The sequence below is a fragment of the Mesorhizobium sp. U510 genome, assembly GCF_059180695.1.
The window spans coordinates 2,812,343-2,836,823 of the sequence record NZ_CP180532.1 but is presented as its reverse complement, the minus strand read 5'-3'; the positions used below and the strand labels follow the sequence as shown (position 1 = coordinate 2,836,823).

General features: G+C 64.2%; 23 protein-coding genes. 8 read left to right on the top strand and 15 right to left on the bottom strand.

Features of this window, described 5'->3' with window-relative positions:
• Positions 1-24: 24 nt before the first annotated feature.
• Both ACLGL5_RS15330 and ACLGL5_RS15325 read right to left on the bottom strand, forming a co-directional pair.
• Positions 25-882, bottom strand: a complete 858-nt coding sequence (locus tag ACLGL5_RS15330; RefSeq protein WP_038644927.1) for an ABC transporter substrate-binding protein — start codon at positions 880-882, stop codon at positions 25-27.
• A 31-nt stretch (positions 883-913) separates the two neighbouring features.
• A complete protein-coding gene (locus tag ACLGL5_RS15325) occupies positions 914-1,927 on the bottom strand; it encodes an isopenicillin N synthase family dioxygenase (protein ID WP_064986464.1) in 1,014 nt (337 codons plus the stop codon).
• Between the two features lie 103 nt (positions 1,928-2,030).
• Between ACLGL5_RS15325 and ACLGL5_RS15320 the strand changes: the two genes are divergently transcribed.
• Both ACLGL5_RS15320 and ACLGL5_RS15315 read left to right on the top strand, forming a co-directional pair.
• Positions 2,031-2,975, top strand: a complete 945-nt coding sequence (locus tag ACLGL5_RS15320; RefSeq protein ID WP_038644923.1) for a nucleoside hydrolase — start codon at positions 2,031-2,033, stop codon at positions 2,973-2,975.
• 103 nt (positions 2,976-3,078) lie between these two features.
• Complete coding sequence (locus ACLGL5_RS15315) at positions 3,079-3,750, top strand: TetR/AcrR family transcriptional regulator (RefSeq protein ID WP_019860008.1); 672 nt, start codon at positions 3,079-3,081, stop codon at positions 3,748-3,750.
• A 52-nt stretch (positions 3,751-3,802) separates the two neighbouring features.
• Here the strand turns inward: ACLGL5_RS15315 and ACLGL5_RS15310 are convergent, their stop codons facing one another.
• Both ACLGL5_RS15310 and ACLGL5_RS15305 read right to left on the bottom strand, forming a co-directional pair.
• Positions 3,803-4,327, bottom strand: coding sequence for a DUF8737 domain-containing protein (locus ACLGL5_RS15310; RefSeq protein ID WP_069091437.1), 525 nt, complete (start codon positions 4,325-4,327; stop codon positions 3,803-3,805).
• A gap of 12 nt (positions 4,328-4,339) precedes the next feature.
• On the bottom strand, positions 4,340-5,170 hold the full coding sequence (locus tag ACLGL5_RS15305) for a class I SAM-dependent methyltransferase (protein ID WP_069091436.1): 831 nt from the start codon (positions 5,168-5,170) through the stop codon (positions 4,340-4,342).
• A 77-nt stretch (positions 5,171-5,247) separates the two neighbouring features.
• On the opposite strand from ACLGL5_RS15305, the gene ACLGL5_RS15300 reads away from it, so the two are divergent.
• Positions 5,248-6,156, top strand: coding sequence for a LysR family transcriptional regulator (locus ACLGL5_RS15300; RefSeq protein WP_069091435.1), 909 nt, complete (start codon positions 5,248-5,250; stop codon positions 6,154-6,156).
• Between the two features lie 46 nt (positions 6,157-6,202).
• Here the strand turns inward: ACLGL5_RS15300 and ACLGL5_RS15295 are convergent, their stop codons facing one another.
• The 5 genes from ACLGL5_RS15295 to hisS form a co-directional block, all read right to left on the bottom strand.
• Entirely contained in the window at positions 6,203-7,306 is a 1,104-nt protein-coding gene (locus ACLGL5_RS15295; protein ID WP_069091434.1) for a calcium:cation antiporter, read from the bottom strand.
• A gap of 69 nt (positions 7,307-7,375) precedes the next feature.
• Positions 7,376-9,148 carry an AMP-binding protein gene (locus ACLGL5_RS15290; RefSeq protein WP_069091433.1) on the bottom strand — a complete coding sequence of 591 codons (1,773 nt, stop codon included), beginning with the start codon at positions 9,146-9,148 and terminating at the stop codon, positions 7,376-7,378.
• 102 nt (positions 9,149-9,250) lie between these two features.
• The gene (gene hisG / locus ACLGL5_RS15285) at positions 9,251-9,949 is read right to left on the bottom strand and encodes an ATP phosphoribosyltransferase (protein ID WP_069091432.1); all 699 of its coding nucleotides are present in this window, start codon (positions 9,947-9,949) and stop codon (positions 9,251-9,253) included.
• Entirely contained in the window at positions 9,946-11,067 is a 1,122-nt protein-coding gene (locus ACLGL5_RS15280; RefSeq protein WP_069091431.1) for an ATP phosphoribosyltransferase regulatory subunit, read from the bottom strand. Before ACLGL5_RS15280 ends, hisG begins: the two co-directional genes overlap by 4 nt.
• 178 nt (positions 11,068-11,245) lie before the next feature.
• The gene (gene hisS / locus ACLGL5_RS15275; RefSeq protein ID WP_069091430.1) at positions 11,246-12,742 is read right to left on the bottom strand and encodes a histidine--tRNA ligase; all 1,497 of its coding nucleotides are present in this window, start codon (positions 12,740-12,742) and stop codon (positions 11,246-11,248) included.
• Positions 12,743-13,092: 350 nt separating this feature from the next.
• On the opposite strand from hisS, the gene ACLGL5_RS15270 reads away from it, so the two are divergent.
• Entirely contained in the window at positions 13,093-13,344 is a 252-nt protein-coding gene (locus ACLGL5_RS15270; RefSeq protein WP_019860017.1) for a hypothetical protein, read from the top strand.
• An 87-nt stretch (positions 13,345-13,431) separates the two neighbouring features.
• On the opposite strand, the gene ACLGL5_RS15265 is transcribed toward ACLGL5_RS15270, so the two are convergent.
• A complete protein-coding gene (locus tag ACLGL5_RS15265; RefSeq protein ID WP_038644905.1) occupies positions 13,432-14,070 on the bottom strand; it encodes a DNA-3-methyladenine glycosylase I in 639 nt (212 codons plus the stop codon).
• A 214-nt stretch (positions 14,071-14,284) separates the two neighbouring features.
• On the opposite strand from ACLGL5_RS15265, the gene ACLGL5_RS15260 reads away from it, so the two are divergent.
• Complete coding sequence (locus ACLGL5_RS15260) at positions 14,285-15,016, top strand: L,D-transpeptidase (protein ID WP_019860019.1); 732 nt, start codon at positions 14,285-14,287, stop codon at positions 15,014-15,016.
• A gap of 264 nt (positions 15,017-15,280) precedes the next feature.
• On the top strand, positions 15,281-16,201 hold the full coding sequence (locus tag ACLGL5_RS15255) for a bifunctional 5,10-methylenetetrahydrofolate dehydrogenase/5,10-methenyltetrahydrofolate cyclohydrolase (RefSeq protein WP_019860020.1): 921 nt from the start codon (positions 15,281-15,283) through the stop codon (positions 16,199-16,201).
• 10 nt (positions 16,202-16,211) lie between these two features.
• Here ACLGL5_RS15255 and glcF read toward each other — a convergent pair whose 3' ends face one another.
• The 5 genes from glcF to ACLGL5_RS15230 all read right to left on the bottom strand — a co-directional run bounded on the left by glcF (position 16,212) and on the right by ACLGL5_RS15230 (position 22,283).
• Complete coding sequence (gene glcF / locus ACLGL5_RS15250; RefSeq protein WP_038644901.1) at positions 16,212-17,537, bottom strand: glycolate oxidase subunit GlcF; 1,326 nt, start codon at positions 17,535-17,537, stop codon at positions 16,212-16,214.
• Positions 17,538-17,547: 10 nt separating this feature from the next.
• Positions 17,548-18,753 carry an FAD-binding protein gene (locus tag ACLGL5_RS15245; RefSeq protein ID WP_069091429.1) on the bottom strand — a complete coding sequence of 402 codons (1,206 nt, stop codon included), beginning with the start codon at positions 18,751-18,753 and terminating at the stop codon, positions 17,548-17,550.
• Positions 18,750-19,334, bottom strand: a complete 585-nt coding sequence (locus ACLGL5_RS15240) for an ASCH domain-containing protein (protein WP_019860023.1) — start codon at positions 19,332-19,334, stop codon at positions 18,750-18,752. Before ACLGL5_RS15240 ends, ACLGL5_RS15245 begins: the two co-directional genes overlap by 4 nt.
• Positions 19,335-19,338: 4 nt before the next feature.
• Positions 19,339-20,835: an FAD-linked oxidase C-terminal domain-containing protein gene (locus ACLGL5_RS15235; RefSeq protein WP_027047180.1), complete on the bottom strand. Its 1,497-nt coding sequence runs from the start codon at positions 20,833-20,835 to the stop codon at positions 19,339-19,341.
• A 125-nt stretch (positions 20,836-20,960) separates the two neighbouring features.
• Positions 20,961-22,283, bottom strand: a complete 1,323-nt coding sequence (locus ACLGL5_RS15230; protein WP_010914419.1) for a DUF3422 family protein — start codon at positions 22,281-22,283, stop codon at positions 20,961-20,963.
• A 224-nt stretch (positions 22,284-22,507) separates the two neighbouring features.
• Between ACLGL5_RS15230 and ACLGL5_RS15225 the strand changes: the two genes are divergently transcribed.
• Together ACLGL5_RS15225 and ACLGL5_RS15220 are read left to right on the top strand one after the other, a co-directional pair.
• Positions 22,508-23,311: an FCD domain-containing protein gene (locus tag ACLGL5_RS15225; protein WP_019860026.1), complete on the top strand. Its 804-nt coding sequence runs from the start codon at positions 22,508-22,510 to the stop codon at positions 23,309-23,311.
• Between the two features lie 23 nt (positions 23,312-23,334).
• On the top strand, positions 23,335-24,471 hold the full coding sequence (locus ACLGL5_RS15220; RefSeq protein ID WP_069091428.1) for an alpha-hydroxy acid oxidase: 1,137 nt from the start codon (positions 23,335-23,337) through the stop codon (positions 24,469-24,471).
• The last annotated feature ends 10 nt before the right edge of the window (positions 24,472-24,481 follow it).

Genomic DNA, 24,481 nt, shown 5'->3' with positions numbered 1-24,481 from the left:
CCAGGATCAGGCGCCGGGTAATTCCTATTCGGCGCGAAGCGCGTCCATGGTGCCGACGAAATAGGGTTCCTTGATCGCGTAGGCGCCCATGCCGTATCTGTCGAGGATAGCCTTGTAGGTGCCGTTCTTGAACAGTTCGGCTAGTGCTGCCACCATCATGTCGGCGGTCTCCTTGTCGTCCTTGGCAATCGCCATGCCGAGCGGCGCGACGTCGTAAAGCGTCGGCAGCACCACCAGCTGGCCCTTGCTCGTCACCTCGAAATAGCTCGAAGCGGTCGCATCGTCCATGCGAGCGTCGACGCGATCCGACAGCACGGCCTGGACGATATCGGTCGAGGAGTTGAAGACCGACTTCTCGATGGCCGCCTGGCCCTTGTCCGTGCATTCCTTGCTCAGCTTGTCGACCAGGAAGTCCGAGGCGCTGCCGGCCGAAACGCCGATGCGCTTGCCGCAAAGCGGGGTGTCGCCGCTGAAGCTCGCCTTCTTGTCGGGCGATGTCGAGACGGCGAGGCCGGCCTTGAGGAACATGACGAAATCGACCTGCTTCAGCCGCTCCGGCGTCGCCGAGAACGTCTCCCAGGCGATCTTGAAACGGCCGGCCGCAAGGCCTGGGATCATCGAGGGAAAGGGCGTGCGCTGCACGTCGAGCTTGGCGTCGACGAGCTTGGCCACCTCGCCGGCCAGCTCGATGATGATGCCGGTCTGCTTGCCGTCAGCATCGAGATATTCGAACGGAGCATAGTCCAGCGTGTTGGCGACGGCGAGCGTTCCGCTCTGCTTGACCTCGGTGGATTTCGCAACCTCGGCGGCCCGGGAAACCCCGCCCCAGGCCACGGTGGATATCGCCAGCGCAAGGCCGGTCATTCGCAGATATGCATTCATTGCTGTTCCCCTTTCTCTTGCTTGTTTGCCGTTATGCGCCGGCGGCTTCCGCCGCCTTCTTCTTGCGATAGTGGTAGTTCTTGTCGATGCGCTCCATCAGATAGTCGCCGTAGAGCACCGGCCCGTATTTCGGCTGCGTGCCGGCCGGCACGCAGACCGACAGCGCCTCGATCGTCTCGTCCATGGACGGATCGAAGAAGAAGGGCTGCGAATAGCGCTCGCGTCCCGACCGGTTGATGACCCGGTGCGGCGTCGAGACGAACTGGTCGTTCGACCAGCGCGCCAGTATGTCGCCGACATTCATCACGAAGGAATCCGGGACGGGAGGTGCCGGAACCCAGTCGCCGGCCTTGTTCTTCACCTCGAGGCCGCCGACATTGTCCTGCGCCAGCAAGGTGATGAAGCCATAGTCGGTGTGCGGCGCCGAGCCGAAGAGGCCTTCTTCCTGGGGCTGGGTCGGATAGTGCAGCAGCCGCAGGAAGGTGGTCGGCTGCTCGAAATGGCGGTCGAGACTGTCGGAGGGCAGTCCGAGCGAGAGCGCGATGGCGCGAACCATCTTGCGCGCGAGCGTTCCCATCTCCTCGACATAGCGCTCTATCGTCTCCCTGAAACCGGCAAGCGCTGTTTCGTCGGGCCATTGGTTGGGGCCCTGCAGCGGCTTTTCGGCCAGGGCCCTTGGATCGTCGGCGCCGACCTCGTGCATGAAGAAGATCGATTCGCTCTGGTTGGGCTTGCTGACGGTTGCCACCGACGAGGTGACGATGGTCGAACCGGCAAAGGGCAGATAGCCGCGGAAATTCCTATCGATCTTCAGCTTCGCCTTTTCCTCCTCGGGCAAGGCAAAGAAGCGCTTGCTGGCTTCGCGCACGGCTTCGACATCGGCGCGCGGAATGGGGTGCCCGGTGACATAGAGGAAGCCGATCGTCTCGAGATAGCGGCGCAGCGTCGCCGCCGTTGCCCGGATGGCGCCCTCATCGTCGCCATAGAGCGCCGAAACGTCGAGGATCGGAATTTCGGAAAAATCGCCGCGCTCTTGTGCATCCATTTTCGAACACCCTGTCTTGAACATAAGATACAGTACTGTATTTCTACACATCCGAACGGCCTCATCAATAGGCTTTCGATCGCGAAAGGAAGAGCGCTGAAACATGGCACCACGCAAGATCATCATCGACACCGATCCGGGCCAGGACGACGCCTTCGCCATCCTCTTCGCGCTGGGGTCGCCGGCCGAGCTCGACGTGGTCGGCATCACCACGGTCGGCGGCAACGTGCCGCTTGCCCTGACGTCGAAGAACGCACTGAAGGTGGTGGAGCTTGCCGGGCGGCCTGATGTGCCGGTGCATGCCGGATGCCCGGCGCCGATGGTGCGCAAGCTGATCACCGCCGAATATGTTCACGGCGAAACCGGCCTCGACGGCGCCGATCTTCCCGAACCGGTGACGCCACTGCAGAGCGAACACGCGGTTAATTATCTCGTGCGCACCATCATGGACGCGCCGGAGGGCGAGTTGACCGTCTGCACGCTCGGGCCGATGACCAATCTCGCAATGGCCATGACCATGGAGCCGAGGATCGTGCCCCGGCTGCGCGAAGTCGTGCTGATGGGCGGCGGCTTCTTCCAGGGCGGCAACGCCACGCCTGCGGCGGAATTCAACATCTTCGTCGATCCGCATGCCGCGCATAAGGTATTCGACAGCGGCGTGCCTGTGACCATGGCAGGCATAGACTGCACCTACACCGCGCTGATGACGCCGGAATGGCTCGACCGACTGCGGGCAACCGGCAGCCGGGCGGCGATCGAGGCCGCCAATCTGGCCGACTTCTACCGCCAATACGGCACGCACAAATTCGAAACGCCGGCGCGCCCCATCCATGATGCCTGCGTCACCGGCTATCTGCTGGCGCCGCAAATCTATGAGCAGCGCCAATGCGCGGTGACGGTCGACATCGTCTCGCCGGAGACGATCGGCATGACCGTGGTCGACTGGTGGCATGTGACCGGCCGGCGGAAGAACTGCAACGTCCTGCGGCGCATCGATCCGGCGCCATTCTTCGAACTCATGCTGGAGCGGATCAGCGCATTGCCCTGAGCTGCGCCTTCCGCGATAGATGGACACTTGATGAGTCGCGAAGCGCATCGAAGCCGGCGAACGGGTTGCAGGCGTCGCATATGGCGATGAAGGTCTTGATCAGATGAAAGCGGACCCTGCCCCGGCCCGGGCCAAAAGACCGAAGGCCGCCCCGCCTGCGAAGCCGGCGCGGCAGACGCTCAGCCGCGAGGCCTGGATCACGGCTGCGCGCAAGGTGCTGGAGAAGCGCGGCATCGGTGAGGTCAAGATCGACCGCCTGGCGCACCAGTTCAAGGTGACACGCGGCAGTTTCTACTTCCACTTCGCCAGCCTGGCCGACCTTCGCGACGGCCTGCTGCAGGAATGGCGAAACACCAATTGCGCGCCGTTCTGGGCCATGCGCGACGTGCACGACATAGACGGCCTGCAATTCTTCACCGACATCGTGCATGTCTGGGTCGATGAGGCGCCTTTCAGCCCGCTGCTTGATCTGGCCGTGCGCGACTGGTCGCGAACGTCGAAGAAGCTGGCGCAGGAGGTCAAGGACATGGACGATCTGCGCATCGCGTTGTTGATCCGCTCCTTCCGCGCCATGGGCTATCCGGAGGACGAAAGCCTGGTCCGGGCGCGCATCACCTATTTCCACCAGATCGGCCAGTATGCGCTGTCCTTCAAGGAGGATCCGGCGGTGCGCAGGAGCTACCAGCCGCTGTTCGGAGAGGTGCTGCTTGGACCGCTCGTGCAGGAACCGGGCTCGGCGCCACGGCCGTCGGAGATTCAGAGCGGACGGCGTTAAAGGGCGTGCCAGCGATAGCGGGCTGCGGTGCGTCCAGCGACCTGCCAATCATCTAGGAAGCAGCCGCATCACCTGCCATGGCGCGAGTCGCGTTCTGCTGGGGACGTAGCAGAAAATAGAACGCGGCGACGTGCGTGATCATCAGCAGCGGCACGTAGATGACCGGGATCGCATAGGTCGCACCCAACAATCCCGCATGGGCGGGAAGACCGGCCTGGATCGCTTGGTAATAATCGACGATGAGGTCGATGGTCCCGACGACATTGAAGGCAACGACGAATAACCAGAAAAGCGGGCGTACCCTCACGGCAGACAGTGCCAGCATGGCCAGCACCCCGGTTGCGAAGTCGCCGTAGGCGGCGAAGGTAGCGAAGCTTGCGGGCAGGTCGGGGCTGACGACGCCCGGAAGGATGAAGACGAGCCCGAAGAAACGGAAACTGTGCAGGGTGGCAATGGCGCGTTGCGCTGCGACCCCGTCCATCGAGCTCAGCCGGGGGCAGATGTACACACCGAAGCACAGCAGCCATACAACATAGCCGAGAACGAGCTGGATCTGAAAAAGGACTTCCGTCGACATTGTGGTCTCCCGTCAGCTGTTGGTCGACGCGGCCTCGAACACCGCGGTCAGGATGCCGAGCCGGCCTTCCATGAGGTTTCGTCCCAGATTGGCTGCAAGCTCGGCGAAGTCCGGCCCCATCACCACGCCGAGATTTGGCGAAGGCGGCGGACCCGACGCCCGTAGTTGCGCGAACCAGGCCTTGGCGGTCTCGGTGTCGTCTTGCCATGCCAGCATACGGAAGCCGGCCGGCTCGATCGCCTCACGCGTCGCATCGATTGTCATGAGGAAGCTCGTCGCCGGTGTTCGCGCCCAGGGAAGCGGATAGTCCGGCTGCCCGCCGCCTAACACGACATCGAAGGTGGCAAACCTGCCGCCTGATTTCAGCACGCGCCGAATCTCACGATAGAGCCGCCCCCGGTCGAAGATGTTCATTGCTACATGCTGCAGCAGCACGATGTCGAAACAGCCGTCATCGGACGGAAGCTCCAGGGCGTTGGCGGTCTGGAAAGACAGCCGCTCGTCCTGCCCCGTGCGCTCGGTCAGGTAGCGCGCGGCATCCACGAATGGCTCGCTGAGGTCCACGCCGGTAACCCGGCAGTCATAAGTCGCAGCCAGGAAGCGCGCCGGCCCGCCGACGCCCGAGCCGACGTCCAGAACCGACATGCCAGCGATGATGTCAGCCAATTGGGCAAGCTCGGCGGTGGCGGCAAGCCCACGGGTGTGAAACTGGTCGAGGGTGCCCAGTTGCTGCGGCGTGAGAAGCTGATCCTCAGGGCCAACAGCAGCCAATACCGCCCTCAACCGGTCAGTCAGGCCGGTCGCGCGATAGTGGTCGCGCACTCCATCAAGTTCATCGGTCATGGCAAGATGCTCCTGTCTCAAGCTCTTACCTAAACCCGCTTCCATCGTTCGACTATCCGCTGTAATTACAACAACCCATGAAGCAGAACTACACAATCCGGCACGGGGCGCTGGAGGGCGTCGAGGTGTTCCTGGCTGTCGCCAGACACCGCAACTTCCGCCGCGCCGCCGCCGATCTCGGGGTGACGCCATCGGCTGTGAGCCAGGCGGTGCGCGTGCTGGAAGCGCGGCTTGGTGCGGCGCTGTTTGTCCGCACGACGCGCAGTGTCGGTCTGACCGAGGCCGGTCAGCGCTTCCTCGACCGTGCCGGCCCTGGCTTCGAGGAGATCGTCGCCGCAGGCGAGGCCGCGCGTGATGTCGGCCAACGACCGACCGGCCTGCTGCGCCTGTCGGTGCCGCGCGCCGTCGTGCCGTTGATCCTTGAGCCGGTGATCGCGTCGTTCTGCCAGGCCTATCCCGAAGTCGAATTGGAGATCGCCGCGAGCGACGAGATGGTCGATCTGGCGACAGGCGGGTTCGATGCCGGCATCCGCCTCGGCCAGTTCATTGCCACCGACATGGTGGCGGTGCGGCTGACCCCGTCCTTCCGGTTCGTGGTCGTTGGCAGTCCCGACTATCTCGATCGCCAGGGCCGCCCTGAGCGTATCGACGATTTGCGCCGGCATGCCTGCCTGCGCCTGCGCCGTTCCAACGGCGCCATCGCGCCGTGGACATTCGTCGACGGCAACGAAGCGATCGAGGCGATGGTCTCAGGTCCGCTGATCGCCCACGACTATCCGACATTGCTCGGCGCCGCGGTGCGAGGGATTGGGCTGGCGCAGATCCCGCGACCGGTCGCCGAAGGTCCGATAGAACAGGGAAAACTCGAGCCTGTGCTGGACGCCATCGCGGCGACGACGCCGGGCGTCTTCCTCTATCATCCCGGCAAGCGCCAGATCCTGCCGAAGCTGCGCGCCTTCATCGATCACCTCAAATCCTCGGTCTGAGCAGCGGAGGATGTCGGAGCCTGATCGCTCACTTGTACCAAAGCTCTCATGGTATAAATATCAGAAATATATAGGTAAAAAATACGACAAGATGGACCATTCCGGTCAAGAACGTCGTTCTTTCCGTGCTGAAACTTACATTGCATATGAAAAGTGCCAGGACCAAAAGGACCGCATCAGCAGGCGGCAGCCCCAGGGTCAGTCCTCTCCCCGTCAGCAGGCTGGCGGCTGCGACTGCCGGTATGGTCAGGCCGATCGTGGCGCAAGCCGAGCCCATCGCGACATTCAAGCCGCGCTGCAGCTCGTTGTTGAGTGAAGCGCGCACCGCCGAAATGGCCTCCGGCATCAACACCAGCCCCGCGATCATTGCCCCGACAATGCTGTCAGCCTGGGTCACCTGGTAGGCAACGAGCGTATCTTCGATGCTTGCCGCGACCTGCTCGGCGAGCATGACAATTCCGATCAGCCCGGCCATCAGCAGCAGAGCGCTGGAAGAGATGTTCTCGTGAGGGGCAGCGCGCACCGAAACGTCGTGTGGTTGTCCCTGGATAAAGTCTTCCCGGTGCCGGACGGTCTGCGCGAACACGAAGCTTGCATAGAGCAGCACTGAAAGGACGCTGACGAAACCAAGTTGGGCTGCCGAAAACGTGCCGGGATCCGTGGTCTGGGTGTAGGTCGGCAGAATAAGCGTCATGACGGTCAGCGCGATCAGAACCGCCAGATAGGCACTGGTCCCCTGCCGCACGATGGCCTGCTTGCGATGACGCCAGCCGCCAAACGCGAGACACATGCCGACGACGCCGGTGGATGCGATCATCACCGTCGAGAAGACGGACTCCCGTGCCAGCGTCGGGTTGTTCTCTCCATGCAGCATCATGGAAACGATGATCGACACTTCAATTGCCGTGACGGCAAACGTCAGCACCAGCGTGCCGTACGGCTCCCCTACCCGCCGAGCTACCGCCTCGGCGTGGTCGAGCACCACGAAAATGGTGACGAACATGATCGCACTCGACAGCGCACCGACAAGGATCCTGGCGTTCAGCAAACCCTCGTCCACGGACAGCCCGCTGGCTCTGACCGCGACAGCCATCGCTAGCGCAGCGAGGGGCATCGCGTAGGAAATCGCCGATCGTCCGAAACCGCTCATCCAAGCCCCTGTGCGCTTCTGCGAACCTTGGCTGCATTCGCGCACCGACAGATCGAAGCGTTCACCCGTTCACGCCGTCTTCTGCGCCACCAGCCCCAATTCCTCGACCATCGCCTGACGCATCAGGAACTTCTGCGGCTTGCCGGTCACCGTCATCGGCAATTCGGTGCGGAAGCGGATGTGGCGCGGGATCTTGTAGTGTGCGATCTGGCCCGCACAGAAGGTCTTGATCTCCTGCTCGGTGGCGATCTGGCCGGGCTTGAGCACGATCCAGGCGCACAGCTCCTCGCCATATTTCTGGTCGGGAATACCGAACACCTGCACCTCCCTGACCTTGGGATGGCGGTAGAGGAATTCCTCGACCTCTCTGGGATAGACGTTCTCGCCGCCGCGGATGACCATGTCCTTGACCCGGCCGACGATGTTGCAATAGCCCTCGGCGTCGATGGTGGCGAGGTCGCCGGTGTGCATCCAGCCATCGGCGTCGATCGCCTCGCGGGTCTTTTCGGCGTCGTCCCAATAGCCCTTCATCACGGAATAGCCGCGTGTGCAGAGCTCGCCCGGCGCGCCGACCGCGACGGTGGAGCCGTCGGCGTCGATGGCCTTGACCTCGACATGAGGGTGGATGCGCCCGACGGTGGAGACGCGCTTTTCCAGAGGGTCGTCGACGCCGCTCTGGAAGGAGACCGGGCTTGTCTCGGTCATGCCGTAGGCGATGGTCACCTCGGACATATGCATCAGCGACACCACCTTCTTCATCACCTCGATCGGGCATGGCGAGCCGGCCATGATGCCGGTGCGCAGGCTGGAGAGCTCGAAGGTCGCGAAATCCGCATGGTCGAGCATGCCGACGAACATGGTCGGCACGCCATAGAGGCCGGTGCAGCGCTCCTGCGCCACGGCCTTCAGTGTGGCGCACGGATCGAAACCCTCACCCGGAAACACCATGGTCGCACCCTTGGTGACGCAGCCCATCGTGCCCATCGACATGCCGAAGCAGTGATAGAGCGGCACCGGGATGCAGAGCCGGTCGTCGACGGTGAGCTTGATCGCCGAGGTCACGAAATTGCCGTTGTTGACGATGTTGTGGTGGGTCAGCGTCGCACCCTTGGGCGCGCCCGTCGTGCCCGAGGTGAACTGGATGTTGATGGCATCATTCGGCTTCAGCCCCTCGGAAATGCGGTCAAGACTGTCATGCTCGTCGCGGCCGGCCATGGCCAGCACGTCGGCAAAATTGAACATGCCCGGCGAATTGTCCTCGCCCATGCGGATGACGATCTTCAGGGCCGGCAGTTTTTGCGCCTTCAGCTTGCCTGGCGTGGCCTTGGCGATCTCCGGCGCCAGCGTCTCGATCATGCCGAGATAGTCCGAGGTCTTGAAACTGGCGGCCGTGACCAAAGCCTTGCAGCCGACCTTGTTCAGCGCATATTCCAGCTCAGTCAGCCGGTAGGCCGGGTTGATGTTGACCAGGATCAGGCCGATGCGGGCAGTGGCGAACTGCGTCACCAGCCATTCCCAGCGGTTGGGCGACCAGATGCCGACGCGGTCGCCTTTCTCGAGACCCAGCGCCAGGAAGCCGGCGGCGAGCGCATCCACCGTGTCGGACAGTTCGCTCCAGGTGAAGCGCTTGTCCTGGCCGACGAAGACGGCGGCATCTTGCGTGGCGTATTTGCTTGCGGTGTCGGAGAAAAGCGCCGGAATGGTCTTGTCGAGCAGCGGCACCTTGCGCTCTCCCGAGACATGCGCCCTGCCATCGATGGGTGCGATAAAGACGCTGCCGGCGCGCCCGGCGCGGCCGCGCAGATTGGTGGCGTTCTTCAGCTCGTCGAGATTGACCGGCATCGCTGTTTCCTCCCCAGGCCGCGCCGAGTCTATCAGCCCGGCGTGGCAGTGGAAATCCTGTCGATGGTCGTGGAGTTCTGGTCCCTCGGACGGACGGGATGGCTATCCGACCGCCACCGCCATCTTCGCAGCGATGTCGCGCAAGACCGCTTCGTCAGCCGCCGAACGCGATCTGCGCGATGCCACCAGACAGGCCTGCGACTTCAAGACCACGCCGTCGCCCAGCACCTTGAGATGGTTGGCGCGCAGCGTCGAGCCGGTGGTGGTGATGTCGACGATGACGTCGGCCAACCCAGCCGCCGGCGCGCCTTCGGTGGCACCCAGGCTCTCGACGATGCGATAGACCTGGATGCCGTGTTTCTGCGAAAAGAACTGCTGCGTCAGCCGCCAATATTTGGTGGCGATGCGCAGCCGCCGGCCGTGGCGCTGGCGAAAATCGGCGGCGACGTCGTCGAGATCGGCCATGGTGTCGACATCGAGCCAGATTTCGGGCACCGCCACCACGACATCGGCATGGCCGAAGCCGAGACGGGCGACGATCTCGGCGCGGGCTTCCCAGTCGGCGAGGTTTTCGCGCACCAGATCCTCACCCGTGATGCCGAGGTCGACCGCGCCCTGGCCGATCTCGCCCGATATTTCGGAAGCCGACAGGAAAGCGACCTCGACATTGTCCATGCCCTCGACCCGAGCATGATATTTGCGCTCGTCGCCGGGCAGGCTGATGGCAAGGCCGGCCTTGGCCAGCACCTCGAGCGCCTGCTCCTTGAGCCGGCCTTTCGACGGGATCGCCAGCGTGATCATGGTGCTGTCTCCCGCAACGCCTCGATGCGGTCGACCCAGACGGAAAAGCCGACGCCGGGGATCGCCGTCTTGGCGCCAAGCAGCGTCAGCAGCCGATCGTAGCGGCCGCCACCGGCCAGGGGACGCTCGCCGCCTTGCGCCGCGATTTCGAAGACCACACCGGTGTAATAGTCGAGCGGACGGCCGAAGGCGGCATCGTAGCGGATTTTTTCCGCCGGCAAGCCATGCGCCTCGATCGCCTTGGCACGGGCAGCGAATTTCTCCAGCGCGGCACCGAGCGACAGCCCGGCACCGGCAGCAAAGGTTTCCAGCGCCTCAGCCGCGCCATCGAGCGGCACGTCGATCGCCAGAAAATTCTTCAATGCCGCGAAGGCTTCGTTCGACAGCCGCACACTGCGCAATTCGGCCTTCTCGATCAATCGCCGCGCAATGTCTGTGGGCGCGCGTCCGGCCGATGCCGACAGGCCTGCCTCCTCCATGCCGCCGGCAATGTGCGTGGAAAGACTTTCGAGATCCCCGTCGAGGACAAGGGCGGCGACCTCGCCGGAGAGCTGGCCGTTGCGCGGCGGGTTGGCGAGGTCGGCGAGTGCCGCCTGCAGCATCGGCGCCGAGCCGAAGGCACGGGCCAGCCGCATGCGCCAGCCGCGCGGCAGGCCGAGTGCGGCCAGCACCGCTTCGAAGATGCCCTGGTCGCCCAGCGTGACCGCCAGCGACCGGCCGGGCAGCACCAGCGACAGCAGCGCATGCGCGTCGGCCACGGAGCGGGCGTCGGCCTCAGCGGTGTCGCGGTCGCCAAGGTCCTCGATGCCGGCCTGGAAGAACTCGTTGCCGCCTTCGCGGCGCTGGCGAAACACTTCGCCGAGATAGGAATAGCGGCGCGGCGTGCCGGCCTGCGAGCTTATATGGTCGAGGCAGACCGGAATGGTGAATTCCGGCCGCAGGCACAATGTCTGCCCGGTCTCGCTTTCGGTGAGGAAGATGCGGCGGCGCAGATCCTCGCCGGCCATGTCGAGGAACGGGTCCGCCGGCTGCAGGATGGCGACCTCGACCGCGTGCGTGTTGCGCGTAGCGAAGAGTTTTACGATGTCGGCCGCGATGGCGGGGAAGCGGGAGGTCATGTGGCGCGCCCTTCCCTTCTCCCCTTGTGGGAGAAGGTGTCGCCGAAGGCGACGGATGAGGGGTGTTCCAGCGAAGTGAGACGCTGGCATTCCCTGGAGCACCCCTCAACCGTCTCGGCGCTGCGCGCCGATCCACCTTCTCCCACAAGGGGGGAAGGGAAGAACAGCGCGGCGCTCATCATTTCGCCCGTTCCTCGGCCTGCGCCGCCAGGATCTTCTTCACCTCTGCGACCAACTCACTTTCCGCAACCGTCACCTGCGCCGGGCGCGCGGCGCGCCATTCGGCGTTGTCGGTGATTTCGGCGGACATGCGCGCGCCTTCGATCAGGTCCTTGATCTGCAGTTCGCCCTTGGCGCGCTCGTCGCCGCCCTGGATGACAGCGACCGGGCAACCGCGCCTGTCGGCATATTTCAGCTGCGCCTTCATGCCGGCGCCGCCGAGATACATTTCGGAACGAATGCCGGCGGCCCGCAACTCGCTGACCATCTTCTGGTAGCGGCCGAGGCTTTCGGTGTCCTTGTCCATGACCAGGACCACGACCGGCGCGATCACATCGGCGCTGTCGAGCTTGCCGAGGTTCTTCAGCGCCGTCATCAATCTGGAGACGCCGATGGAAAAGCCGGTCGCCGGCACCGGCTCGCCGCGGAAGCGCGAGACCAGGCCATCATAGCGCCCGCCGCCGCCGACCGAGCCGAAGCGCACGATCTGGCCGTCCTCATTGGGGATTTCGGCCAGGAGTTCGGCTTCGAAGACCGGGCCGGTGTAATATTCCAAGCCGCGCACCACCGAGCGGTCCATGGCGATGCGGTCTTCGCCGTATCCTGCCGCCCTGACCAGGGCTTCGATCGTCGCGAGTTCGCCGACGCCTTCCTGATAGGTCGCGTTGGAATTGACCACGGAATCCTGGCCGGCCTGCGCATTTCTCGCGGTTGCTTGAAGAACCGCCTCGGCTTGCCCGTTGTCCAAGCCCGCGCCCTTGGCGAAATCGCCTTCGCCTTCCTTGCCGCCATCCCAGCGCCCCGGGCCAAGCAGAAGCTTCACGCCTTCCGGCCCGAGCTTGTCCAGCTTGTCGATGGCGCGCAGCACGGTCAGCCGGCGTCCGGCATTCTCGTCGCCGCCAAGGCCGATCGCCTCCAGCACGCCGTCAAGCACCTTGCGGTTGTTGACGCGGATGACGTAGTCGCCACGCTTGATGCCGAGCGCTTCCATGACGTCGGCCATCATCATCGCCATTTCGGCGTCGGCGGCGACGCCCGGCGTGCCGATCGTGTCGGCGTCGAATTGCATGAACTGGCGGAAGCGGCCGGGGCCTGGCTTCTCGTTGCGGAACACCCAGCCCGAGCGGTAGCTGCGATAGGGCTTGGGCAGGCGCTCGTAGTTCTCGGCTACGAAACGCGCCGTCGGCGCGGTCAGATCGTAGCGCAGCGACAGCCACTGCTCGTCATCGTCCTGGAAGGAGAACACGCCCTCGTTCGGCCGGTCCTGGTCGGGCAGGAATTTTCCGAGCGCATCGGTGTATTCGATCAGCGGCTGGTCGGCCGGTTCGAAACCATAGAGCTCATAGACCGAGCGGATCGTCGCCATCATCTTCTCGACGACGCGGATGTCCTCAGCGCTGCGGTCGGCAAAACCGCGCGGCAGCCGCGCTTTCGTCTTTTCCGATTTGTCGGCCATGAGATGGGTCTTTTTGCTAAGTAAAGGATGACTTATTTTCGAGTGCGCGTGTCCTAGCCGAAGCTACCGAGAGCGGCAAGGGTTAGCGCCTCTCCCTTCTCCCCTTGCGGGAGAAGGTGGCCTCGCGAAGCGAGGTCGGATGAGGGTGCTCCAGGGAATGCCAACGCCTCACTCCGTCACGCACCCCTCAACCGTCTCGGCGGCGCGCCGATCCACCTTCTCCCACAAGGGGAGAAGGAAAGATGACTGAAACAGAAACGCACCGAGAATGAAACAATCCCGCCACGGGCACGGCATCGTGCCGACACAATCGGCGCCGATACAGCGCAGGACACGAAGGGGTTCGGAACATGACCAGCGCAGCGAAATTCCATGCCAACAGCGATGCCGGCGAATTGCCTGCGCGGCTGCGCCCGGCCGGCACCCACGCGCCGAAACTGGTTGGCCAGGCTGCCGGGCCGTTCAATGTGCCCGCCGACACCGGCAAGGGCCCCTCCCTGCGCGATGCATTGGTGACCGGCCTGCTGGTGATCTATCCGACGGTGGCCACGGTGGTGGCAATCGTCGCCGGACTGTTCCTTGCCAGCGTCAACGGCACCTGAAACCGCCCGCTTCGTCGGGTTCCATATTTTCTGATCGAGGGATTGAGCAGGCGACTGGGCTTCTCCCCGTGAACGGGGAGAAGGGAGCTACGCCGGCCGCTTGAACGCCTTGCGTTCCTTCTCGACCTGCTTGCGGCAGACACAGCCCTCGAGATGGTCGTTGACCAGGCCCATGGCCTGCATGAAGGCATAGACTGTGGTCGGGCCGACAAAACTCCAGCCGCGCTTCTTCAGCTCCTTCGATATCCGCACCGAGACCGCCGTCGTCGGGTTGGCGCGCAGATGGGCGAGGTCGACGATTTCGGGCCGTTCCGCCTTGCCGGGTTCGAACTTCCAGAACCAGGCGGCGAGCGAGCCGAACTCGTCGACCATTTCGCGGGCGCGCTTGGCGTTGTTGATGGTCGAGACGATCTTGCCGCGATGGCGGATGATGCCGGCATTGCCGAGCAGGCGTTCGACATCCTTGTCGGTGAAGGCGGCGACCTTGTCGAAATCGAAGCCGGCGAAGGCCTCGCGAAAATTCTCGCGCTTTCGCAGGATGGTCAGCCACGACAGGCCCGACTGGAAACCTTCAAGGCAGATCTTTTCGAACAGCCTGCGGTCGTCGGCCACCGGCCGCCCCCATTCATGATCATGATAGTGCAGATAGTCGGGCAGGTTGCCGTGCCAGAAGCAGCGCACGACACCGTCGGGACCGGCGAGCAGGCCGGTGTTTTCATTGCTCATTGCGAAAAATCCATCCGTTAACGCGCTTTAGCGCTGCTTTTACCGTGGCTTTACCAGATTCCTGAACCCGGCGGTAACCACACCAAAAGGTTTACTGACAAAGCCGCATTTTACGCATTCCGATTCATGTTTCGGTTGCTGCTTGCGCGCCAATGATCGCTGGACCGGGGAGCGTTTCCACCCGGTGTATCAGACGATCTAAGGTGCGTTCCCGATGAAGAGAGTTGTGTTTTCCGTGTTCGGCGCCGTGGCTGTGTTTGCCGGCGTCACACCCTCGGCCGCTGGCGACCGCTATGCCGACAGGCCGCCTGTGATGGTGAGCCCCGACCTTTCCGCCCCCTGGGTGCTGCAGCTCGGCAATGCGCCCGGCATCGTGCGGCAGAACCGCCAGCAGCCGCGCCTGCGCACCGCGCAACCGGCACAGCCAGACCGCGTGCAGACGGCGGCAGTGCAGGCACCGGCGAAGCGCATGGTCATGCGCCCGCAGATCAATCCGATCTACCTGCCGCAGGAAGTCGCCTATGACGGCACGCAGAAGCCGGGCACGATCGTCATCGATACGACGCAGAATTTTCTCTATCTGGTCGAGAAGAACGGCAAGGCGCGGCGCTACGGCGTCGGCACCGGCAAGCCCGGCTTCGAATGGTCGGGCACGCACAAGATCACCAACAAGCGCGAGTGGCCGGACTGGCGCCCGCCGGCGCAGATGATCAAGCGCGAAGCCGCCAAGGGCCGTTATCTGCCGACCTATCTGGCCGGCGGCATCGAGAACCCGCTCGGCGCCCGCGCGCTCTATCTCGGCACGACCGAATACCGCATCCATGGCACCAACCAGCCATGGACGATCGGCGGCGCGGTGTCGTCTGGCTGCATCCGCATGCGCAACGAGGACGTGGTCGACCTTTATGAGCGGGTCAATGTCGGAACCACGGTCGAGGTGATATAGTAGCTGCAGCGAATCATCTGGTCGGGAAGCACATCGTTTCCTGAAGTCGAAAGGAACAACGGGGGACGGGCCGTATGGGGATGCGGTCAGTCAGGAAGGGCAGCACGGGAAACCGCGCTGCCCTTCTTCTTTGATCGGCGTCCTGTCCCAGCGACAAAGCCCGCGTCGTTGCGTCGCGCAGAAGGCATGGCGCTTCGCTTTCATGCTGCCATTTTCGGCGGTCCTTTGCTATGTCGGCGCCAACGCAAGCAAAGAGTCCCACCCATGTCCCTGCCCGACGACAGCCGCTATCTCAAGGGCGGCCCGGTTGCCCAGCGCATCATCGCCGCCGTGCGCGAGGATGCGGCGATTGCCAAGGCCGAGGGTTTTCCGCCCAAGCTGATCTCGATCACCGTCGGCGATACCGATGCCGTGGATGTCTATGTGCGCAACCAACGCGCCAAGGCGCAGCTTGCCGGCATCGATTTCGAGGAACGGCGTTTTCCCGCCACCATCACCTCGGGCGAACTGGAAGCGGCCATCCACGGCCTGAACGCCGATCCACGCGTCACCGGCATCATCATCCAGCGGCCGGTGCCGGCGCATATTTCGGTCAAGACGCTGCAGGCGGCTGTGCATCCGCTCAAGGATGTCGAAGGCATGCACCCGGCTTCGATCGGCAACATCGTCTACAACCAGCTTGATCTGGCGCCCTGCACGGCGGCTGCATCCGTCGAACTGCTCAAGGAGACCGGCCTTGACCTCAAGGGGCTGGAAGTCGTCATCGTCGGCCATTCGGAAATCGTCGGCAAGCCGATTGCTTTCCTCTTGATGAGCGAAGGCGCGACGGTCACGGTCTGCCATCACATGACGCGATCGGTCGCAGCGCATGCGCGCCGCGCCGACGCGCTGTTCGTCGCCGTGGGCAAGCCGCGGCTGATCAAGGCCGACATGGTCAAGCCAGGGGCTGCCGTCATCGATATCGGCATCAATTCCGAGATCGGACCCGATGGGACGAGCCGCATCGTCGGCGACGTCGACACCGACAGTGTGAAAGACGTGGCCTCCTGGATTACGCCGGTACCGGGCGGCGTCGGCCCGATCACGGTGGCGATCCTGCTGCGCAACACGATGGTGGCGCTTAGCCGCCAGCGCGCGCTGTACGAGGCGACCTACGGCACCGCGGACAGGCTGGCGGCGGAGTAAGCGCCGATCCCTACTCCGCGGCGATTAGGCTCTCGTCGCGAACACCCTCCGGCTTTGGCCCGCCATAGGCCCAGTCAAGCAGCTTGATGGTATGTATGACGGGCATGCTGGCGGCCGACGCAATCTGGGTGATGCAGCCGATGTTGCCGGTGGCCACGATCGAAGCCCCGGTCGCCTCGATATTCCTGACCTTGCGGTCGCGCAGCTTGGCTGAAATCTCGGATTGCAGGATGTTGTAGGTGCCGGCCGAGCCGCAGCACAGATGACCCTCGCGCGGCTCGCGCACAATGAAGCCGGCCTTGGCCAGCAACTCTTTCGGCTGGCGTGTGATCTTCTGGCCGTGCTGCATCGAACAAGCGGAGTGATAGGCGACGATAGTACCTGGCTTGCGCACCGGCTCCGGCAAGTCGAGGCTTGCCAGATATTCGGTGATGTCCTTGGCCAGCGCCGACACCCGCGCGGCTTTCTCCGCATAGGCCGGATCGAGCCGCAGCATGAAGCCATAGTCCTTGATCGTCGTGCCGCAACCGGACGCGGTGATGATGATGGCGTCGAGCCCGCCCTGGTCTATGGTGCGCGTCCAGGCATCGACATTCTGTCTTGCCGAGGCAAGTGCGGCCTCTTCTCGCCCCATATGATGGACCAATGCGCCGCAGCAGCCCTCACCGGGCGGCACCACGACGTCGACGCCGAGGCGCGTCAGCAGCGAAATCGTCGTGTCGTTTATGGCGGGATCGAGTACCGATTGCGCGCAGCCGGTGAGAATGGCGACGCGGCCCTTTTTGGCCCCCTGCCCGGCATGGACGCCCGGCGAGGCCATCGGCGAGGCTGCCGGGATCGAGGCCGGCGCGAGCTTAAGCATGGCGGCGAGCGGCTTTAGCGCCGGCAGCTTCTCGAACAGGCCGATGAAGGGCTTGCCGAGTTTCGCCAGTCTGAGAGCGGCGCGAAAACGCCGGGGATAGGGCAGCACGAAGGCCAGCATGGCGCGCGTCAAGCGGTCGAGCAGCGGCCTGTCATAGGTCTCCTGGATGTGGGCGCGGGCATGGTCGACCAGGTGCATGTAGTTCACACCCGAAGGGCAAGTGGTCATGCAGGCAAGGCACGACAGGCAGCGGTCGATATGGGTGACGATCTCCTTGTCGGCCGGACGGCCGTTCTCCAGCATGTCCTTGATCAAATAGATGCGCCCGCGCGGCGAATCGAGCTCGTTGCCGAGCGTCACATAGGTCGGGCAAGTGGCCGTGCAGAAGCCGCAATGCACGCATTTGCGCAGGATCTTTTCGGATTCCGCGACATGCGGGTCGGCGAGCTGGGCGGATGAGAAATTCGTCTGCATCGCTGATGTCCTAGGCCATGCGGCCGGGATTGAGGATGTTCTTCGGGTCGAATTCCTGCTTCAGCCGCTGGCTGAGCGCTGCCAGCGCCGGCGGCTGCGGCTCGAACACCGGCAGCGCGGCGCGATGGGCAGGGGCGGCGCGCACCAGCGTCGCATGGCCGCCGCCATGTTTGCGCAACAGGCCGCGCAGCAGGGCGGCTTCGGGGTCGCCCTCTTCCATGCGCAGCCACACCAGCCCGCCCTGCCAGTCATAGAAGGCGCTGGCGGCCGCCTGCATGCGCAGGGTTAGCACCATCTGATGCGCGTGAAAGGGCGCCATCGACACGCGCCAGACCGGTTTCTCGCTGCCGTCGGCGAACGGCCTGATATCGCGCACATCGCGCCAGATCAGATGCGAAGCCTCGCCGGCAATCTCCTCCAGCGGCCCGGCCTTGCCGAGCAGCGTCTTCAGCGCGGCGATGCGATAGGCGACCGACGGGCCAAAACCTTCAACGCGCAGCAGCGTGGCGGCGTCGCTGCCGAGCGCACCGCCGGCGACGCGCGCGGCAATGCGCTCCGGCAGATGGGCAGCGCTCGACACTTCGGCACTGGACCCGAGCGCCAGCGCCATGGCACTTGCCGCGGCATCGTCGAGCAGCCCACGGATAGCGAGCGTCACCTCGGTCTCGGCTGATGGCAGCACCTTGAAAGTGACGTCGGTGAAAACGGCGAGCGTGCCCCAGCTGTTGGCCATCAGCTTCGACATGTCGTAGCCGGTGACATTCTTGACCACGCGGCCGCCGGACTTGAAAGCTTCGCCCCTGCCGGACACGACGTTGATGCCGAGGATATGATCGCGCGCCGCACCGGCCTTCAGCCGGCGCGGACCGGAGAGGTTCGCGCCAAGCACGCCGCCGATCGTGCCTTTGCCCGGCTCCCCGCCGAGCAGCGGGCCATAATCCATCGGCTCGAAGGCCAGTTGCTGGCCGTTTTCCGCCAGCAGCTTTTCGATATCGGCCAAAGGCGTACCGGCCTTTGCCGACAGCACCAGTTCGGCGGGTTCATAGAGGGTCACGCCGGTGAGTGTCGACAGGTCGAGCGTGTGTTCCGTCTGCAGCGGCCGGCCAATGCCGCGCTTGGAGCCGTGGCCGATAATTTCGAGCGGCGTCTCGTCCCCCACCGCCCAGGCGACGGTGGAAAGGACCTCGTCTGACGTGGTTGGGGTCAAAGTCGTCAAAGCCTGTGCTCCCTGAGCTTCTCGAGCACGGCTTCGCCCCTCGGCGACAGCCGGTAACCGCTCTCGAGGCTCTCGGTCAGGCCGAATTCCCCAAGCTTGCGGACATCCTGTTTGAACTTCAGCGTCTCGACCCCGGCCTTGGCCGCCAGGTCAGCCGCCCGCACTTCCGGATGGGCGCCGATTGCCCGCAGGATCGACGGGAAATACCCGGGTGCCGTCTTGTCCCAGCGGGCAAAGCGTGCGGTCAGGGCGTGCCAGTCCGCATCGGAAAGCGAAGCCTCGCCGCGCAAGGCAACCCGTTCGTCGGGTTCAAGACCGATGAGTTCGATGCGATAGACCGGGGCGCCGTCGTCGGACCCCAGCATCTCCCGAAGAGCTTCGAGTGTTGGAAAGCCGGCGGCACTCGAATCCTTTTCCGACAATGCGGACATCTCCACGACCGCGATACCGCCGATCAGCACGACACCCGACGCCGTTCTCACCCGCCCGCCAGCCTTGACCGTCGGTCGCTTCCAGCGGCGAAAGGCGAGCGTCACTTCGCCCAACGCAATGGCCGCAAGGGTCTGGTCCCGGAACAGCATCCCCTCAAAACCTCGGAATGTCCGGAAATGCCACCTGCCCCCGGTGCACATGCATGCGCCCAAGCTCGGCGCAACGGCGCAGTTGCGGGAAGACTTTTCCCGGGTTGAGCAGATGGTTGGGGTCGAAGGCGCATTTGACGCGCATCTGCTGGTCGAGATCGACCTGGTTGAACATTTCCGGCATCAGATCGCGCTTCTCGACCCCAACCCCATGTTCGCCTGTCAGCACGCCGCCGACCTTGACGCAGAGGCGCAATATATCGGCGCCAAAACTTTCGGCCTTGTCGAGTTCGCCGGGAACATTGGCATCGTAGAGGATCAGCGGATGCAGATTGCCGTCGCCGGCGTGGAAGACATTGGCGACGCCGAGACCGTATTTTTCCGACAACTCGCGCATGCCGGCGAGCACGCGCGGCAATTCCTTGCGCGGGATGGTGCCGTCCATGCAGTAGTAGTCGGGCGAGATGCGGCCGACCGCCGGGAAGGCCGCCTTGCGGCCGGCCCAGAAGCTCAGCCGCTCCTGCTCGGATTGCGAGATGCGGCAGGTGGTCGAGCCGTTGCTTATGGCGATCGCCTCGACCGCGGTGATGAGGTGATCGACCTCGACGCCCGGCCCGTCGAGCTCGACGATCAGCAACGCCTCGACATCGAGTGGATAGCCGGCATGGACGAAATCCTCAGCGGCATGGATCGCCGGCCGGTCCATCATTTCCATGCCGCCGGGGATGATGCCGGCGCCGATAATGTCGGCGACGCACTGGCCGCCCTGCTCGCTGGTCGGAAAGCCGATCAGCAGCGCGCGCGCCGTTTCCGGCTTCTTCAGGATGCGCACCGTAACCTCGGTGACGACGCCGAGCAGGCCTTCCGAACCGGTCATCACGCCAAGCAGATCGTAGCCTTCGGCGTCGAGATGGCTGCCGCCGAGCCGCACCACCTCGCCATTCATCAGCACCATCTCGATGCCGAGCACATTGTTGGCGGTGAGGCCGTATTTCAGGCAGTGCACGCCGCCGGAATTCTCCGCGACATTGCCGCCGATCGAGCAGGCGATCTGGGAGGATGGATCGGGGGCGTAGTAAAAGCCCTCCTGCTCGACGGCGGTGGTGATGCCGAGATTGGTGACGCCCGGCTGGGCGACGACGATGCGATTTGGAAAATCGATCGCCAGGATGCGGTTGAAGCGGCTCATCACCAGAAGCACCGCGTCTTCCAGCGGCAGCGCACCACCCGACAGCGAGGTGCCGGAACCGCGCGGCACGACGCGGATGTTGCGATCGTTGCAGTATTTCAGCACCCGGGAGACCTGCGCCACCGTCTCGGGCAGAACGACGACCAGCGGCAATTGTCGATAGGCGGTCAGGCCATCGCTCTCGAAGGCACGCATGGCGTTGGCCGCGTCGACCACGCCCTCGCCCGGCACGATGATGCGCATGTCGGCGACGATCTCTTCGCGCCGACGCATCGTGGCGTCGTCTGGTTTCGGCATGGCCAGGCCGGACATCAGCAGCCTCATTTTGCTTCACTGGTCAAAATCTTTTACCAGTGAAGCGCGCTGCTTGCAAATGCCGCGGTGATGGGAGGCGCCCGCGTCGGGCCGGGACAGGTTTCCGCAGCGGCAATCTGCCGCTATTCGCCCGGGTGCTTGGCCGGCTCGGAATGCATCCGCCGCACGCGGCGCACGCCCCACCAGACCAGCAGGATGGCGACCGGCACCGAGGCGGCGGTGACGACTTCCGGCGCGAAAGCATGGCCGAAGATCGAGGCGCCCTTGGCGACATAACCGATGAGCCCGACGACATAGTAGGAGACGGCGGCGACCGAGAGGCCCTCGACGGTCTGCTGCAGGCGCAGTTGCAGCCGGGCGCGGTTGTTCATCGAGGCGAGCAGGTCACGATTCTGCTTCTCGACCTCGACATCGACCCAGGTGCGCAGCAGCGTCGTGGCGCGGGTCAGTTTGCGCGACAGATTGGCTTGCCGCTCCTCGACCGAGCGGCAGGTGCGCATGGCAGGCGCAACGCGGCGCTGCAGGAACCCACCCCAGGTGTCATAGCCGGGCACGGCCTCTTCCTCGAGCGCTTCCAGCCGCTCGACGACAATGCCGTCATAGGCGCGGCTGGCGCCGAAGCGGTAGAGGCTGGAGGCAGCGTCGGCCTCCAGTTCGGCGGCAAGTTCGGTCAGGTCGGCGAGCAAAGTCTGGCTGTCACGGGTCTCGGCAACCTTCATTTCCAGCGTGGTCTGCGCCAGCCTGTCCTCGATGCGGCGGGCGCGGCCGGACAAGGTCAGTGCCAGCGGCAGGCCGAGCATGGCGAGCGTCCGGTAGGTCTCGATGTCGATCAGCCGCTGCGACAGCGCCCCGGTACGCGCGGGCGTCAGGCCACGGTCGAGCACCAAGATGCGGGTCATGCCGTCGCCATCCTGGCGGAAATCCGTGACGATGGCTGCGTTGCCGCGCTCAACCAGCGAGTAGCACAGGCTGGTCGGGTCGAAAGCCGCAATCAGCCGCTCGCTCGTCTGCGTCCATTTGCGGATCTCCAGCCGAATGCCCGAAATGACGGTGCCCGGCGGCGAAAAGCCGTTGCCGAAGGGCGTATCCTCCTGCGCCCTGCCGCTTTCGGAAAGCGGGCCTTCCCAGAGATAGGTCGAGAACTCCGTATGCCGTTCCCAACGCAGCGAACCCTTGCCCCACTTCATGGCATGGTGACGGGCCTGGCGATCGGGCGCGGCGATACCGAGGCGCCGCGACAGTTCGGAAAGCACGGCATGGTCGACGCCGGAGCCACCCTCGGTCATGAAGGCGAGTTGCACCAGGACGCGCGGCTTCTCGATCAGCGGATGCGGCCGGGCATGGACCTCTCCCAGCGCGCCGGGCCGGCCCTCATGCGCGGGGAAACCCATGACGCTGCCCTTGGCGCGCGGCTGGAATTCGAGATTGGACGGGTCGTCTGACACGGCTTGTCCCCCGGGGTTCTCTAGACCCTCTTTCTCTGACCTTTTGGCAGTCGCGTCCCTCTAGAGCCAATAGGCTGACGACGCAAACAGCAAAGTTTAGCCGAAGATGATATTGCGCCGCGCGGCGAAACCGACACGCTTCGACCAATTGGATAAATAATTTGACCAGTTGGCGACGCAGGCTTTATCCTGCGCGACACCGGTTCAATTCCCAGGCACAGCTGTTGAGCGATATTTTTTCCAGGATCGAGCATTCGCGCACCGCCGACGAGGTGGTGCAGCAGATCGAGAGCCTCATCCTCGAAGGCGTGCTGCGCACCGGCGACCGGCTGCCGGGCGAGCGCGAACTGGCACGCCAGTTCGACGTATCGCGGCCGATCCTGCGCGACGCGCTGAAGGCGCTGGAAGGGCGCGGGCTGCTGACGACCAAGGCCGGCGGCGGCACGCATGTCGCCGACATCATCGGCCAGCTGTTCACCAAGCCGGTGGCCGACCTGATCTCGACGCATCGCAAGGCGGTGACCGATTATCTGGAATATCGCCGCGAGATCGAAGGCATAGCCGCCGAATATGCGGCGCGGCGCGCCACCCCCGAGGATCTGGCGCTGCTCGACCGCATCATGGCGCGCATGGACGAGGCGCATCGCACCGGCGATTTCGACGACGAGGCCGAGATCGACGTCGAGTTCCACCAAGCGATCTGCGAATGCGCGCACAACATCCTGCTCTTGCACACGCTGCGTTCCTGCTACCGGCTTTTGTCGGAAGGCGTCTTCCAGAACCGGCTGCTGGTCTTCACCGTGCCTGGCGCGCGCGAGGCGCTGCTGGCGCAGCACAAGGCAATCCACGCCGCGGTCAAGGCCGGCGATCCCCACGCTGCCCGGCACGCGGCAATGGACCACATGACCTATGTCGAGCGGTCGATGGCCGAAGCCGAGCGTAGCGGCGACTGGCAACGCGTGTCACGGCTGCGGTTGCGGCAGCGTTCGGAAGCCGGCGACACCGAACCGGCGCGCAGGCGCTCCTAGTAGTACGATCAAGCAGGGACATCATGAGCGACATTCTCACCATCGCGGACCTCAAGGATCTCGCCCGCCGGCGCGTGCCCAAGATGTTCTTCGACTATGCCGATTCCGGCGCCTGGACCGAGAGCACCTATCGGGCCAACGAGGAGGACTTCCAGAAGATCAAGTTCCGCCAGCGCGTGATGGTCGACATGAGCAACCGCTCACTGGAATCGACCATGATCGGCCAGAAAGTGTCGATGCCGGTGGCGCTGGCGCCCACCGGCCTGACCGGCATGCAGCATGCCGATGGCGAGATGCTGGCGGCGCAGGCGGCCGAGGAATTCGGTGTGCCTTTCACCCTGTCGACGATGAGCATCTGCTCGATCGAAGATGTCGCCTCGGCGACGACGAAACCGTTCTGGTTCCAGCTCTATGTGCTGCGCGACAAGGATTTCGTGCTCGATTTGATCGATCGGGCAAAAGCGGCGAAATGCTCGGCGCTGGTGCTGACGCTCGACCTGCAGATCCTCGGCCAGCGCCACAAGGATGTGCGCAACGGGCTTTCGGCGCCGCCCAAGATGACGCTGGCCAACATCATTGACCTGGCCAGCAAGCCGCGCTGGTGCCTGGGTATCGCCGGCACCAAGCGCCGCACCTTCCGCAACATCGTCGGCCACGCCAAGGGTGTCGGTGACGTCTCTTCACTGTCGTCCTGGACAAACGAGCAGTTCGACCCGCAGCTGTCGTGGAAAGATGTCGCCTGGATCAAGGAACGCTGGGGCGGCAAGCTGATCCTGAAAGGCATCCTCGACAAGGAGGACGCGCTGATGGCGGCCAAGACCGGCGCCGACGCGATCGTGGTTTCCAACCATGGCGGGCGCCAGCTCGACGGCGCATCGTCCTCGATCATGGCGCTGGAAGAAATCGCGGACGCGGTCGGCGACAAGATCGAGGTGCATATGGACGGCGGCATCCGCTCCGGCCAGGACGTGCTGAAAGCGCTCTGTCTCGGCGCCAAGGGCACCTATATCGGCCGGCCATTCCTTTACGGCCTGGGCGCGCTCGGCAAGGAAGGGGTTACCAAAGCGTTGGAAATCATCCGCAAGGAGATGGACATCACGCTGGCTCTGTGCGGAAAGCGTCTGGTCACCGACATGGGCAAGGATCAGCTCCGGCGCTAGGGTCCGGTGA

What these genes read in the sequence shown, in the direction of transcription:
- glcF (WP_038644901.1), bottom strand. Translation starts at nt 17,537, where the DNA reads ATGCAGACGAATTTCTCATCCGCCCAGCTCGCCGACCCGCATGTCGCG.
- hisS (WP_069091430.1), bottom strand. Translation starts at nt 12,742, where the DNA reads ATGGCCGACAAATCGGAAAAGACGAAAGCGCGGCTGCCGCGCGGTTTT.
- ACLGL5_RS15220 (WP_069091428.1), top strand. Translation starts at nt 23,335, where the DNA reads ATGAGCGACATTCTCACCATCGCGGACCTCAAGGATCTCGCCCGCCGG.
- ACLGL5_RS15260 (WP_019860019.1), top strand. Translation starts at nt 14,285, where the DNA reads ATGAAGAGAGTTGTGTTTTCCGTGTTCGGCGCCGTGGCTGTGTTTGCC.
- ACLGL5_RS15320 (WP_038644923.1), top strand. Translation starts at nt 2,031, where the DNA reads ATGGCACCACGCAAGATCATCATCGACACCGATCCGGGCCAGGACGAC.
- ACLGL5_RS15255 (WP_019860020.1), top strand. Translation starts at nt 15,281, where the DNA reads ATGTCCCTGCCCGACGACAGCCGCTATCTCAAGGGCGGCCCGGTTGCC.
- ACLGL5_RS15290 (WP_069091433.1), bottom strand. Translation starts at nt 9,148, where the DNA reads ATGCCGGTCAATCTCGACGAGCTGAAGAACGCCACCAATCTGCGCGGC.
- ACLGL5_RS15315 (WP_019860008.1), top strand. Translation starts at nt 3,079, where the DNA reads ATGAAAGCGGACCCTGCCCCGGCCCGGGCCAAAAGACCGAAGGCCGCC.
- ACLGL5_RS15270 (WP_019860017.1), top strand. Translation starts at nt 13,093, where the DNA reads ATGACCAGCGCAGCGAAATTCCATGCCAACAGCGATGCCGGCGAATTG.
- ACLGL5_RS15265 (WP_038644905.1), bottom strand. Translation starts at nt 14,070, where the DNA reads ATGAGCAATGAAAACACCGGCCTGCTCGCCGGTCCCGACGGTGTCGTG.
- ACLGL5_RS15310 (WP_069091437.1), bottom strand. Translation starts at nt 4,327, where the DNA reads ATGTCGACGGAAGTCCTTTTTCAGATCCAGCTCGTTCTCGGCTATGTT.
- ACLGL5_RS15235 (WP_027047180.1), bottom strand. Translation starts at nt 20,835, where the DNA reads ATGTCCGGCCTGGCCATGCCGAAACCAGACGACGCCACGATGCGTCGG.
- ACLGL5_RS15295 (WP_069091434.1), bottom strand. Translation starts at nt 7,306, where the DNA reads ATGAGCGGTTTCGGACGATCGGCGATTTCCTACGCGATGCCCCTCGCT.
- ACLGL5_RS15280 (WP_069091431.1), bottom strand. Translation starts at nt 11,067, where the DNA reads ATGACCTCCCGCTTCCCCGCCATCGCGGCCGACATCGTAAAACTCTTC.
- ACLGL5_RS15300 (WP_069091435.1), top strand. Translation starts at nt 5,248, where the DNA reads ATGAAGCAGAACTACACAATCCGGCACGGGGCGCTGGAGGGCGTCGAG.
- ACLGL5_RS15325 (WP_064986464.1), bottom strand. Translation starts at nt 1,927, where the DNA reads ATGGATGCACAAGAGCGCGGCGATTTTTCCGAAATTCCGATCCTCGAC.
- ACLGL5_RS15330 (WP_038644927.1), bottom strand. Translation starts at nt 882, where the DNA reads ATGAATGCATATCTGCGAATGACCGGCCTTGCGCTGGCGATATCCACC.
- ACLGL5_RS15240 (WP_019860023.1), bottom strand. Translation starts at nt 19,334, where the DNA reads ATGCTGTTCCGGGACCAGACCCTTGCGGCCATTGCGTTGGGCGAAGTG.
- hisG (WP_069091432.1), bottom strand. Translation starts at nt 9,949, where the DNA reads ATGATCACGCTGGCGATCCCGTCGAAAGGCCGGCTCAAGGAGCAGGCG.
- ACLGL5_RS15305 (WP_069091436.1), bottom strand. Translation starts at nt 5,170, where the DNA reads ATGACCGATGAACTTGATGGAGTGCGCGACCACTATCGCGCGACCGGC.